General features: G+C 28.0%; 12 protein-coding genes. 3 read left to right on the top strand and 9 right to left on the bottom strand.

Annotation, left to right across the window (positions count from 1 at the left end):
- Window positions 1–51: 51 nt before the first annotated feature.
- The 5 genes from BN1711_RS02985 to BN1711_RS02965 all read right to left on the bottom strand — a co-directional run bounded on the left by BN1711_RS02985 (window position 52) and on the right by BN1711_RS02965 (window position 7566).
- Window positions 52–954 (bottom strand): phosphate butyryltransferase, encoded by a 903-nt coding sequence (locus BN1711_RS02985; RefSeq protein WP_050606702.1) that lies wholly within the window; start codon window positions 952–954, stop codon window positions 52–54.
- A 235-nt stretch (window positions 955–1189) separates the two neighbouring features.
- On the bottom strand, window positions 1190–2212 hold the full coding sequence (locus BN1711_RS02980; RefSeq protein ID WP_050606701.1) for an alpha-hydroxy-acid oxidizing protein: 1023 nt from the start codon (window positions 2210–2212) through the stop codon (window positions 1190–1192).
- A gap of 117 nt (window positions 2213–2329) precedes the next feature.
- Window positions 2330–2797 (bottom strand): 2-thiouracil desulfurase family protein, encoded by a 468-nt coding sequence (locus BN1711_RS02975; protein WP_050606700.1) that lies wholly within the window; start codon window positions 2795–2797, stop codon window positions 2330–2332.
- A 28-nt stretch (window positions 2798–2825) separates the two neighbouring features.
- On the bottom strand, window positions 2826–5189 hold the full coding sequence (locus BN1711_RS02970; RefSeq protein WP_050606699.1) for an endonuclease MutS2: 2364 nt from the start codon (window positions 5187–5189) through the stop codon (window positions 2826–2828).
- 31 nt (window positions 5190–5220) lie between these two features.
- Window positions 5221–7566, bottom strand: coding sequence for a U32 family peptidase (locus tag BN1711_RS02965; protein ID WP_050606698.1), 2346 nt, complete (start codon window positions 7564–7566; stop codon window positions 5221–5223).
- A gap of 172 nt (window positions 7567–7738) precedes the next feature.
- Here BN1711_RS02965 and BN1711_RS02960 point away from each other — a divergent pair, with 172 nt between their 5' ends.
- Window positions 7739–8275 (top strand): superoxide dismutase family protein, encoded by a 537-nt coding sequence (locus BN1711_RS02960; RefSeq protein WP_164995927.1) that lies wholly within the window; start codon window positions 7739–7741, stop codon window positions 8273–8275.
- 155 nt (window positions 8276–8430) lie between these two features.
- The gene (locus tag BN1711_RS02955; RefSeq protein ID WP_050606697.1) at window positions 8431–8976 is read left to right on the top strand and encodes a hypothetical protein; all 546 of its coding nucleotides are present in this window, start codon (window positions 8431–8433) and stop codon (window positions 8974–8976) included.
- Between the two features lie 46 nt (window positions 8977–9022).
- Here the strand turns inward: BN1711_RS02955 and BN1711_RS02950 are convergent, their stop codons facing one another.
- Window positions 9023–9283, bottom strand: a complete 261-nt coding sequence (locus BN1711_RS02950; protein WP_050606696.1) for a putative Se/S carrier protein — start codon at window positions 9281–9283, stop codon at window positions 9023–9025.
- Window positions 9284–9410: 127 nt separating this feature from the next.
- Window positions 9411–10289 (bottom strand): hypothetical protein, encoded by an 879-nt coding sequence (locus BN1711_RS02945; protein WP_050606695.1) that lies wholly within the window; start codon window positions 10287–10289, stop codon window positions 9411–9413.
- Between the two features lie 155 nt (window positions 10290–10444).
- Between BN1711_RS02945 and BN1711_RS02940 the strand changes: the two genes are divergently transcribed.
- Window positions 10445–12031, top strand: a complete 1587-nt coding sequence (locus tag BN1711_RS02940) for a hypothetical protein (RefSeq protein ID WP_050606694.1) — start codon at window positions 10445–10447, stop codon at window positions 12029–12031.
- Between the two features lie 19 nt (window positions 12032–12050).
- On the opposite strand, the gene BN1711_RS02935 is transcribed toward BN1711_RS02940, so the two are convergent.
- Together BN1711_RS02935 and BN1711_RS02930 are read right to left on the bottom strand one after the other, a co-directional pair.
- Window positions 12051–13190 carry an aminotransferase class V-fold PLP-dependent enzyme gene (locus tag BN1711_RS02935; protein WP_050606693.1) on the bottom strand — a complete coding sequence of 380 codons (1140 nt, stop codon included), beginning with the start codon at window positions 13188–13190 and terminating at the stop codon, window positions 12051–12053.
- A gap of 19 nt (window positions 13191–13209) precedes the next feature.
- Complete coding sequence (locus BN1711_RS02930) at window positions 13210–14031, bottom strand: hypothetical protein (protein ID WP_243128191.1); 822 nt, start codon at window positions 14029–14031, stop codon at window positions 13210–13212.
- Window positions 14032–14157: the final 126 nt, after the last annotated feature.

The following is a 14157-nucleotide window of genomic DNA, read 5'->3' as shown; positions in this document are numbered from 1 at the left end:
TGGCTAAAATTTCATTTATAATACTTTATAAAGATTATATAAAATTATTTTTTACTTATTACAAGCTATAGAACCTAAAGCTATAGAATACAATTTTGATCTAGCTGTATCTGCTCTAGATACTAAAACTATAGGGCATTTGGCACCTACAACTATGCCTGCATTTCTTCCTCTAGCAAAATAAGTTATAGATTTAGCCAAAAAATTTCCAGATTCCATACTCGGTACCAATAATATATCTGCATCTCCTGCTACCTCACTTTTTATTTTTTTATGTTCTGCCGCTTCTTTCGATATAGCATTATCTAAAGCTAAAGGTCCATCTACTATACATCCTGAAAGTTGACCTCTTTTATTCATTTGAGTTAATGTTGCTGCATCCAAAGTAGATTGCAAATTAGGATTTACAACCTCTACTGCACATATTGGAGCTACTTTTGGCATTTTTATACCTAAACTATGTGCTACTTCAACCGCATTTTGTACAATAGCCATCTTTTCACTAATTTGTGGATATGGTACAATACCTCCATCAGTTACAAATATCAACTTGTGATATGTAGGAACATCATAAATCATTATATGAGACAATAAATTTTTCCCTCTTAAATTTGCTTCCTTATTTAACACAGCCTTTAATATATCTGATGTACTTATCATACCTTTCATAATAAAGTTTGCTTCCCCTTTTGTTATGCACTCCACTGCCCTTTTAGCAGCTTTTAACTTATCTTTTTCATCTATAACTTTTATTCCATCTATATTTAACTCTTCTTCTTTAGCTATATTTTCAATTTTTTCTTTATCCCCTACTAAAATAGCATTTATAATTCCTAATCTAAAAGCTTCTACAACTGATATCAAAACCTGTTTATCTTCTGCTACTGCCACGGACAATGTTTTCTTTTCTCTATCTTTTGCTAATTCTAAAATTTCTTCTAGATTCTTTACCATATAAAAACCTCCTATAATAAATGTTGAATAAATTTATTGTACTCAAACCTTGTAATCTATTACAATAATTATTATGCTACTTAAATCCTTTTGTCAATATAAAAATTTAAATACATATAGTAAAATATATTTGAAAAAATTTTAGAAGGGTATCTCACAATGCGTAAAACGCATTATAAAAATTCCCTTCTAATCAAACATTATTTTTAACTCATATATTATTCTTTAATATAACTTATTTTAAATTATAGATTACTTTTTGGTTTATATCCTTTATAGTTTTACATCCTGTTAGAACCATGGCAGATTTTAGTTCTCCTTTTAATTTATCTACATAAACTTTTACACCCTCACTTTGTCCTCCAAATGAGGCTGTTACAAAAGGTCTTCCTATAAGAACCGCATCCGCACCTAAAGCTATCATTTTTAGCATATCAACTCCAGTTCTTATTCCTCCATCTGCAAAGATTTTAATCTTTCCCTTAACAGCCTTAGCTATTTCAGGTAATACTTCACAAACTCCTGGAGTTTGATCTAATACTCTACCACCATGATTAGATACTACAATAGCATCAACACCTGCCTCTACAGCTAATTTTGCATCCTCTACTGTCATTATCCCTTTTAATATAAATGGTAATTTAGTATTTTGTGCTATTTCTCTTATTTCTTCTACAGTTTTAGGTCCTACTGGCTTTCCATGTAGAGATAAAGTAATAAGACCTGCTGCATCTATATCCATTCCAACTGCAAAGGCACCTGCTTCTTCCGCTAATTTTATTTTTTTAATAACATTATCATTTTCCCATGGTTTAATAATGGCAATACCTTGTCCATTAACTTTTTTAACTTCTTCTAAATTTGTAATTAAAAATGAATCTACAGCTGTATCTCCTACCATTGGATATATATTAGAATCAATACACCCTCTAATAACCCAAGAAATATATTCTTGTTCTGTAAATTTTCCTCCCATATTTAATGTAGTCCCAGATACTGGTGCTGCAAAAAGAGGTATGTCCATTTTCTTTCTAAAAATCTCTACACTAGTGTCTGGATTTTTGGCATCATGTATAAGCCTCATATTTAATTTGTAAGAATTTAATGCTTCTATGTTTCTAGTAAAGGCTTCTCCTGTACCTTTTCCACCCATACCAGGAACTTCTCCCGAACAAGCCTTTCCATTACATACGTTACATACTCTGCAACTACCATTTAAATTTTCCCTAGCATTTTTTAATACTTCTTTGTAATCCATAATAATCTACCCCTTTTATTTAAAATGAATATTAAAATACTCTTATGAATTCTATTATACTTTCTTAATAATCTATAAAATAATTAAACTTTTATATAGTTTACCTAAATAATATTTTTAATCTAATTTCTCTAGTAATTCATCTATGTTTTCTTCTGTATATATTTTTATACCATTTCGGGATAACAATTCTGCTGTTACACCATTACCATCCTTTTTCTTTCCTGTAAAACTTCCATCATAAATCTTAGAAAGTCCACAGGAAGGACTTCTAGCTTTAAGTACTGCAATCTTAGCATCACATTCCTTTGCTATTTTTAAAGCTTCATAGGCTCCTCTTATAAATTGTTCTGTGGCATCATCACCTTCTGGACCTAATATTTTAGCATTCCCGTCTAAAACTTCTGCACCAGTAGAATTAATTATTTCATGCGCAGCCCTTGGAGTTTCTTGCCCACCTAATTGTTCTGGACATACCAATACTGCCCTTCCTTCTTTGAATAACTTTAATACCTTTTCATTTAAATTGTTCTTACCATTATATTTACAATTAACACCACATAAACATGCACTTATTAAAATCATTATCCTTACCTCTCTTTAATATGTTAAATTATTTTAATTCAACTACAGTAACACCTGTACCACCTTCTCCATATTGTCCTAATCTATAAGATTTAACATGAGGATGTCTTTTTAACATATCTGTAATAGCTTTTCTTAATATTCCCGTTCCTTTTCCATGGATTACAGTTACTTCTCCAAGTCCTCCCATGTAAGCTTCATCTAAATATTTATCTGTGGTATAAATTGCTTCTTCAGAATCCATACCTCTAAGATCTACAGATGAACTTACAGATTTCATTCTTAAATTAAGTTTTTTAACCCTTTTATTTTCTTTTTTATTAGTAGAACTTGTTCCTTCTACCTGCCTCAAATCCTTTAGTTTTACAGTTATTTTCATAATTCCTGCTTGAACTAAAACTTCCCCTTTATTATCAGGCTTTGAAATAACTATAACCTTTTGATTTAAAGATGGTACAAATACTTCGTCTCCTTCTTTAACTTCTTTTACAGCCTTACCTTTATCTAAAACCTTATTTTCTTTTTCTTCTGCCTTTTCTAATTTATCCTTTAACTGCTTTCTCTTTTCCTCTAGCTTTTGTCTTGCCTCTGAAGAATATCCCATCATTTCAAGTTGTCTAATATCTTTAAGTATTTTATCTGATTCTTCCTTAGCTTCCTTTATTAAATTTTTTGCTTCTCGTCTAGCATCAAAAAGTTCTCTTTCTCTGGATTTTTCTAAAGCTTTAAGCTTATTTTTATATTTTTCTTTTTCCTTTTCTACTTCTATCTTTAACATCTCTGTCAATCTTGAATTTTCTTCAGCCTTTATACTTTTTTCTTGTAAATTTTGAATTAATTCTTCAAATTCAAGATTTTCCTTAGATATATTTTCTCTAGCGTAATCTATTATGTAATCAGGTAATCCCAATCTTTTGGAAATTTCAAAGGCATTAGACTTTCCTGGAACTCCTATAAGTAGCTTGTAAGTTGGTCTTAAAGTTTCTACATCAAATTCTACAGAAGCATTTTCTACTCCTTTAGTTTTTAATGCGTAACCTTTTAATTCACTATAGTGAGTGGTAGCTATTATCTTACAGTTTCTAGCTCTTAAATTTTCTAATATAGAAAGAGCTAAAGCTGCACCTTCTGTAGGATCTGTTCCAGCACCAAGTTCATCAAATAAAACCAAAGATTTTTCATTAGCCTCTTCCATAATTTTTACAATGTTTTTCATGTGAGAAGAAAAAGTAGATAAACTTTGCTCTATACTTTGTTCATCACCTATATCAGCGAAAACCTCTTCAAAATAACTTATAACTGAATTTTCCTTAGCTGGAATCATAAGTCCACTCATAGCCATTAAATGTATCAGCCCTACTGTTTTCAATGTAACTGTTTTACCACCTGTATTAGGACCTGTTATAATCAAGGAATTAAACTTTGTTCCTAAATTAACACTACTAGGAACTACTTGTTTTTTATCAATAAGAGGATGTCTTCCTTCTATTATATCTATAATTCCATCCTCATTAACTACTGGACACGTACAATTATAATCACTAGCAAATTTAGCCTTTGCAAAAATAAAATCTAACTCCCAAACTATATCAGCATTGGTTTTAACCGCAATTATATTGTCATATATTTTTTTAGAAAGTTCCCCTAGTATTCTTTCAATTTCAGCCTTTTCTTTCAACATTAATTCCTTTATTTCATTATTCAAATTAACAAGACTCATAGGTTCTATAAATAAAGTTGCACCTGTAGAACTTTGATCATGTACAAGTCCAGGTACTGACGATTTGTATTCTGATTTAACTGGAAGAACATATCTATCTCCACGTACAGTATAAATACTATCTTGTAAAAAGGATGAATAATTTCTAACAAGAGAATTAATCTTGTCTCTTACAGAATAATTTTTATCTTTTAAACTTCTTCTTATACTATATAAAGCTGAACTTGCCCTATCTGATATTTCTTCTTCTCCTTCTATAGCATTAAATATATCATTTTCTATTTTTATAAGAGGAAAAATATTCTCACAAAGTTCTTCTAAATATTTAAAACTTTCCTCTTCTTCCTTATGACTTACATAATCTTTAAATTTTCTTGATGTTCTTAAAACTGCAGCTATTTTTAAAAGTTGTCCTGGAATTAATACAGAACCTTTTTCTGCTCTTGTAATCCCATCTCTTACATCATAAACCCCTTCAAATGGAGCTGATCCCTTTGTAACTAAAAGTCTAAAAGCCTCCCTTGTTTCCTCTAAATTTCTTCTTACTTCATATAAACTATTATAAGGCTTTAAATCTTCTATTATATCTTTTGATGCTTTAGTATAAGTATATTGTTTTAAAATATCCTTTATTTTATCAAATTCCAGTACTCTAATAGCCTTATCATTCACAGTGTAACCACCCTTTCCGTATTGCTTATACTTACTCTACACCTCTTTTATAGTGTCCTCTTGTATAATTTTTAAAATCTTCCTGAAATTTTTCTTTTTTAAAACTTTCAAGTATATTCAGTGTTTCATCATAACTTTCACTTAAAAATTCCAACCTAAAAATATCTATATTCATACTCTTTATTTCATCTAAATTAGGTATCAAATTAATAGGAGATGCATTATAAATATGACTTCTACAATATTTATCTGTTCTTATTTCCATTTCTACATTCATTCTATCTTTTAATACATATTCTCCCTTTAGACACTCTAAATTACATGTTGTATTTTTATTTCTTCCTCCAAACACGCATCCTATTGGACAATATTCACTAACCATTAGTTCTGGTTTACCATATATCATATATGCACATCTTAAATTGCCCTTTTGTGTTATCTTTTTTATTTCTTTCTTATTTAATTCCAAACTAATAGTTGCTATATCTAAAATATCCTTATAAAAATCTAAACTATAACTATTAAATATGTTTAATTTGTAATCTCCAATAATTTCTGTTTTACCTTTAAATCTATTTATTATTCCTGAATTTGAAGTAATTATTCCCTTAATTATGTTAGAATTATCTTCAATTACTGTACATAAATTTTCAAACTCCTCTTTTATTATTGTTGAAGTTTTTATATATAAGTTTTTACAATTTATATTTTTTAGATTTATATCACAATTTCTTAAAGATATTTCTACTGCAATACTTTCAAATCCACATTTTAAAGTTGCTTTTAGTTGTTCTTTTGTTGTAACCGTAACTATAGTATTGTCCAATATATTATTAGATTTTTTTTTATTTAGCTTATTAATATTCAATTTTAAATCTAAATCATTATTATAATTTCTTTTATTTTTTAATTTTATATCTTTAACAATATCATCTATAAGCTGTCTTCTAACTGAATTTATTGAAGACACTGGCATAAATCCATCTTCAAATTCAACAAACTTAATATCTTTAAATTCAAATGGGGTGTCTCCTGTTTTGCTTAAATTCTTTACTAATTTTTCTTTGTCTATTGGTTTATTCTTAGCAACTTGAACTTCTTCTCCTAAAGCCCTATATCTTTTACTATTATAATAAGTTTCTATTATAATAGGCTCTCCAACTTTAAATACTACATTTAAATTAAGCTTATTTTTTCTTTCATATACATTTTCATATGATTTAGCAAGAGAATTTAAAAGTACATTATCTGAAGTTTTAAATAGCATATCTCCTGATTTGTATTTAGTAGGATTTAACCTTACTCTATCTCCAATAAAAGCTTCATCTACATTCTTTGAATCTTTTATAATTTTAGAAATAGTAAATCCTTCTCCTTTAAATCTTATTCCATCTTGGAGTCTTATGTTTTCTTTTAATTCTATTGTTAAATCTTTATTTACTTTTCCTATAAACACTCCCGTATTTTTAGGAAATTTATAAGACATCATATCTCTTCCTATATTTCCATATAAATAAGCTTTAGAAAACCCCCCTCTATTAAATAGTTGAAGTAACTTCTTTTTTTCTTTTTTAATATCACAATTAGCATCATCTATAGCTTTTCTATATGCTGAAACTACTCCTGCTACATATTCTGGTCTTTTCATTCTTCCCTCAATCTTTAATGAAGTAGTTCCACTTTTAATAATGTCTTTTATATTTTCTATAGTGCATACATCTTTAGGACTTAATATATATCCCTTTTCCTTTTTCTTTCTCTTTTTATCTATTATTTCATAAGGAAGCCTACAAGGTTGAGCACAACGTCCACGATTTCCACTTCTTCCTCCTATTAAACTACTCATAAGACATTGTCCAGAATAAGAAACACAAAGTGCTCCATGTACAAAAATTTCTGTTTCTATATTTAAATCCCTTGATATATGAGTAATTTCCTTTAAAGATAATTCTCTTGCCAGAACAATTCTTGAAAATCCTAAATTTTTAAGAAAAATTGCCCCTTCTGCGTTATGTATACTCATTTGTGTTGATGCGTGAATTTCAAATTTAGGAAAATTTCTATTTATAAGTTGTGCAAGTCCTGTATCTTGAATTATTAATGCATCAACTCCTATTTTATATAAAAACTCAACATATTCTAATGCCTCTTTAATTTCATCTTCCTTTATTGCTGTGTTTACTGTTACATAAATCTTAACATTATATAAATGAGAATATTCTACTGCCTTAATCATATTTTCTTCATTAAAATTAGAAGCATATGCTCTTGCTGAAAACTTAGCTCCTCCCAAATATACTGCATCTGCTCCATTTTGTACTGCTGCACAAAGACTTTCCATATTTCCTGCTGGTGCTAGTAACTCAATTTTATTCATATGTTTATCTCTCCTCGATCTATTGTTACACCTAATAATACATTATATCAAAATAAACCTACCTTAAACAACCTAGGTGTTTTTAATATATTGAAAGAACCTTTTAAATTAACATGTGAAAATACCTTTGCATAGAATATATTATTATCTAAGTTTTATGGAGGTATATTATATGTATTTTGATTCATATTCTAATTATGAATATAATCCTTGGTATAGGAAGTTTAATCATCCATCTACAAATAACATTATTGCAGTATCTTATATAAATGGGGGACCTAACAATCCCAATTTAAAAGGAATAGTCTATTTTTACCCTGTATTAGGTGGAACGGAAGTTTCAGTATCAATTCAAGGACTTCCAAATTATAAACCAGCAACTCCAACTTCCCAACCTATAGGTCCTTTTGGATTTCACATTCATTCTGTAGGTTGTTGTGATATAGGTACTCCTAATAATCCTTTCACCTGCGCAGGTGGCCATTGGAATCCCGATAATCAACCTCATGGCAATCATGCTGGTGATTTTCCCGTTTTATTCTCTAACCATGGAATATGTAAAATGAGTTTCTTCACAGACAGATTTAAGCCTAAAGATATAATAGGTTTATCAGTAATAATACATGAAAACCCTGATGATTATAGAAGTCAACCTTCTGGAAACTCTGGAAAAAGAATTGCTTGCGGATTAATTGAACAACTATATTAAAATTTTTATGGAATAATTATTAAATTTTCAATCTTAAAAACAAGTAATTAATTTAAAAACTTACTAAATGCTCAATTATTGATATTCTCTTTTGTAACACACTACAATAAAATTTCATAATATATATTGAATAGCCTACAAAGGAGGTAATAATTTTGCCACAAAATTTAACTATAGGAACTGGTACTAATAATATTCAAAATATATCACAAAAAATAACTACTACACCAATTACCGTTTCAGGAACTACAGCATCAACTGAACAAATAGCATCTCTTCCTATAACTTTAAATAATGTTAATAGTTCTGTTTTAATATGCGCATATGCAACTTGTAGTATAGCAGACACTGCTGCAGGTACACAAATTGGTCCAGTATATTTACAAGTAACCCGTCCAGTAGATGGCGTTCAAACAATTATATATCAAACAGAATTTCAAGCTAAAAATATAGCTTATACTGCTAATTTAGCTTTTAATAATCACTTTGGATTTGATTGGTTAGATGCAAGACCAGCACCATCAATGTGTCCTGATATTTGTAGTACACCTAATTCTGCTATCGCTTGTCCAGGTGCTACAATAAATTATACTTTTAACCTTTATACTCCAGGACTTGTAAATGCTACACAAACGGCTGGTTTACAAGCAAATGATTTATACTCTTTTACTTTAATAGAAGTTCCAAATAATAATCAATAATTAAATAATGAAAGGGCTATCTAATATTAGATAGTCCTTTCATTATTTAATAAACCTTTTTATAAAAAAATCTATTCCCAGAATATACCCTCTCATATATACCTTTAATATTTATTTTATATTCCTCTATAACTTTTATTACTCGCTCTAAATCATTTAAAGAGAATTTTATAGCTCTAGAGCAGCTAGATGCTATAGTACATGGAGTTGACATGAGTTCCACTTTTAACCTTTGATCTTTTAATATTTTGAACATATGAATACTATTTGATGATGAATTAAAAACAGCTATGCATATATTATTCATATTCTCCACCTCCATTAATTATAGTATTTTAAAAATTATAAATGTGTTCTTTATAATTAAATAAAAAAAACTGTTGACAATACTATTAGTTATCAACAGTTTTATATAAATAATTATTTTAATATATCTACTTAGAGGCTGGATCAAAATCTTCAAATGGGAATGGTATTTCATTAAAAAATGAACATGGATCTCCTGGAACTATAGGATTACATACTGGTATATCACATGGTCCATTAGTTAACATTGTTGTATTTACAAGTCTAAATAACTTAATTATAGTAAATAATCCAATAGTAACACCTATTATAGTATTTCCACATTGTTGAGCAGCACATGGATTGTTAACTGTACCAACATTTACCGCAAGCGGCATTGATTTTGCCTCTACTAATCCATATGGTGCATTTTGGTAGGAATATGGACCACTATTTGAAAATAAATTAGAAGCTAGAACTACGTCCTTTCCTCCCTCTCCACCAAATAACAATACTTGTTTTTCATATTCACTATATGCACAAATATAATTTTGAGTCTTAGTTACATCCGCATCAGGCCCTAATCCTATGTTTAAAATTGCGCCTGTTGCATCTAATAAATTTAACCTATAACTAAATCTATATTTTATAGTAACATTCCAGTACCCATCTGATACAAATAAGTTTTGTGCCTGTATGTTTGATATTTTAATATCTGATACTACAAAACTACCTTCCACTATCTGGGCACTACTTACAATATTAGGTGCAAATGTTACTATACCACCTTGTTGTATAGGTGTTGTCATTGTACTTGATCCAATTTTAAGGATTTTTGCTTCTTCTCCACATCTTGAGGCATTTATAGGTATTGAATCTCCGCCAGCTCCCGGTACAAGAAAATCTGGTTTTAAACAATCTTGTTGCCTGCATTTTCCATAAACCTTCATAGCTATTACACATTGATCAGTTGGAGTTGGGGTATCATCAGCTTTAGGCAAACTTTTTACATCTAAATTTTCTTCCATATATATCCTCCTATAAATAATTATTAATATATAATCCCTAATAACATAATATGTTTTTTCCAAATTTATGTGATATATATGAAAAAATTTATATGAATTTTTAAATACAAATAATCATATATTCTATAAAAAGTAATTTTAAAAAGGAGTTCTTTATGGAATTTTTAAATAATGACTTCTATACAATAAGAATGTCTAACAAAAATTTATGGAATATAACATACAATTCGAAATTTGGCATTGTCTATAGACAACTTATTAATAATAAATGGTCTAACGCTTCTATTTTAGAAAAACAGTGTAATAATTCTTTTACTGTATTACCTCTTCCTAAAAATAAACTATGTTTAATATATCAAAAAACTAACGGAAATATTGTAATGAGTGTTTTTTCAAATAAAACATGGACTCATAAAAAAATTCTTAAATGGAAAGGAACTTCAATTAAGAAGGCAAATATAAAAGCTTTTTATTATCATGATACTATTCATATTTTTTATAGTATCAATTTGACATCCGACTCTACTCAAATCCTTTTTTATCAAACAATTAATTCAAAATTTAATCTTTCTGAACCTATTGTTATAGATAATAATATAATTAATGCCCATAAGCCATTTGATATAAACATATTAGATGATGGAAGCTTTGTAGTTCTATATGAAAAATTAGTTAAAGATTATGAATTAGTATATAAACTATTTAATCATCAAAATTGTAAATGGTCAGATTGCTATACAATAGATAAAAATTTAAAACCATATAAAAATTTCTCATTGTGCTGTAATAATAATACAATCCACATCTTATATATAAAAAATGATAATTCACAAAACCTACTAATCCATTGTTCTGGATTATTTTTAGATCTAAATTATATTACTATATTTAAAAACTCGAAGGATATAGTCTTGCCTTGCTTTTTTAAATTAAAAGATACTATTTGGGATATGTGGATTAATAATAATTCTATTTATAGTTGTTTTTCTAAAGACAATGGTTTAAATGTAAGCGTTTTGAAAAAAGAGCCTTTGCCTAAATCTTTATTAAAAACTGCTTATTTTTATCATAATGAAAAATTTAATAATAAATATGCTTGCACAAATCATTTATATATTACTCCTGATAACGGATTAACGTTTTTCCCAACTACGCTATCTATTTCAATAAAAAAAAGTTATGAATTAAATCATAACTTTAAATATAAAGAACACATTCCCAGAAAACAAAATAAATGTATTACTAATATAAAAGATAACTTTTCTTCCTATAAAGAAGAAATTTTAAATAAAAATGAAATAATTAATCAACTAAGTTCACTCATACAAAACGAAAGAAGTAGATCATCAGTGTTGTTTAATAAACTAAATAACATACAAGCTAATTATTCCTCTCTAAAGCAAAAATATGATACTTTATTAAATGAAAAATCGAATTTAGAAGTAAATAATTATAAAATAAATGAACTAACTACTTTACTATTAGAAAAAAATAAAGTTATTTCTGAGTTCAAGAAAAATTTTTCTGATTTAGAATTGTCCAAAAGCATAACTCTGGAAAATAAAAATAATTTTGAAAAAGAAATAGAAGAGTATAAAATTATTATAGATGACTTAAATAGTAAATTGAAAAATTATGAAGAAAAAATTTTCTATTTAACTGATGAACTTAATAATACAAAAAATAAATTTATAAATAAACAAAATTCATCTTTATTAAAAAAATTTTTTGGTATTAATTAGTATGAGAACTAGAGATACACTATGTGACCTCTAGTTCTTTTTTAATTTGTTCTACTAATAGTCCTATATCTTTTTTTGTATTAAAATATCCAGGACTTACTCTTACAGTACCCTTATTTCTAGTACCTATTATACTATGAATTAATGGTGCACAATGATATCCTGTTCTAACACAAATACTACTCTTGTTTAATATATATCCAACATAAGAACTATCTATATTTTTAATATTAAAAGATACAACAGAAGTTCTACTTTTAAAATTTGTATGTCCATATATAGTTATATTAGGAAGTTCACTTAAACACTCTATTAAATATTTACATAAATACATTTCATGTCTTCTTATATTTTCTATGCCAACTCTTTTTATAAATTTTAATCCTTCACATAACCCCACAATTCCTGGGGTGTTTTTGGTACCACTTTCAAATTTATCTGGTAAAAAATTAGGCTGACACATGTGTTCAGACTCACTTCCAGTTCCTCCTTCTGTATAAGGAGCAATCTCTATATTATTACTAATATATAATCCTCCCACCCCTTGTGGACCTAACAGACATTTATGTCCTGGGAAGGCCAGTATATCTATATTAGATTTTATTACATCTATAGGTATATTTCCTGCACTTTGAGATGCATCTACAATAAAGATAATATTATTTTCATTAGCTATCTTACCTATTTTTTCTATATCCTGTACAGTTCCTAATACATTGGATGAGTGATTTATTATTATTGCTTTAGTGTTATATTTTATTGCATCTTCTAATTCTTTTAAATCTATATATCCTTCCTTATTAACCTTTACCAACGTAACGTCTGTTCCCTTACTTTTCATAGTATTTATAGGCCTTAAAACCGAATTATGTTCTATATAACTACTTATTACATGATCTCCCGGTCTTAAGATTCCTTTTATTGCAATATTTAAACTTTCAGTTGCATTACTTGTAAATACTACATTCATACTATCTTTAATATTAAATAAATCACAAATTCTTTCTCTGCATTCCATTATCTTTTCTTCTGCCTTTATTGCCATACTATAAGAACCTCTCCCGGGATTAGCGCAATAATTTTTCATGCAATCTAAAACCTCATGATAAACTTCATTGGGTTTTGGAAAACTAGTGGCTGCATTATCTAAATATATCATAGTTTCTCCTTATTTAAATTTACTCATTCTCAGGATCAAATTCTTCAAATGGAAATGGAAGTTCATTAAATAATTCGCAAGGTATAACAGGTATTTCTTGATCACATTCAGGTATATTGCAAGGTCCTAAAGAAAGATTATTATATTTTACTATTCTTCCTAAAGCTATTATAGTAAATAATCCTATAGTTACACATACGGCAGTACAAGTTTCGGGATCAGGATTACATTGATTTTCTGGTAATTCAACAACTTTAGCTGACAATATATCGGCTTTAGCTTGTATAAAATGTGTAGGTTTCATTCCATTAAAATTAGGAAATATACTGAAACAATTAACTACTCCTTTTACACCTTTTCCTCCATATAATGTGACTTGTTTTTTATATACGCTATATGCTTGAATTGCATTGGCAGGCTTACCTAATATAAATACATGTGCTAATTCATCATTTGCATAAAAAAGTTGTATAGCATAATTAAATCTATACTGTATTGATACATCCCAATACCCCTCTCCTAAGCAGCTACTCTTAGTTATACTGTTTACTGTTATTGTTGTTTCTAAACTATCAGGAACAATTTTCAAATCTGAAACTAATCCTTTAAGACGAAATAAATCATTGGGTTGTATAGTAACTGAACTCATTTTATCTTGACTTAATATTTCTACAGGAAGTTGGGTACCATTTCTTGCTGGATCTATAGGTATTTTTCCTGATTCTTGAAAATCTTTATTAAGGGTAGGTACTAAACAATCTTGTTGTCTACAAATATCATAAACCTTCATACCTATCATACATTCATTGAAATAATTTTCTGAAGATAATTTAGTATCCAAATTAATACTCACCTCTTTAAATATTTAAATATATTCATACATCACTATATTATATTAATGTTACTCATTTTTCGTACCCTATATTCAATAATTATTTTTAAAATATAGAAACTTAATTTTTAAAAC

It is taken from the genome of Clostridium niameyense (genome assembly GCF_001243045.1).
In the GTDB taxonomy this organism is placed as follows: domain Bacteria; phylum Bacillota; class Clostridia; order Clostridiales; family Clostridiaceae; genus Clostridium_F; species Clostridium_F niameyense.
This window is presented reverse-complemented; position numbering and strand designations above follow the sequence as displayed.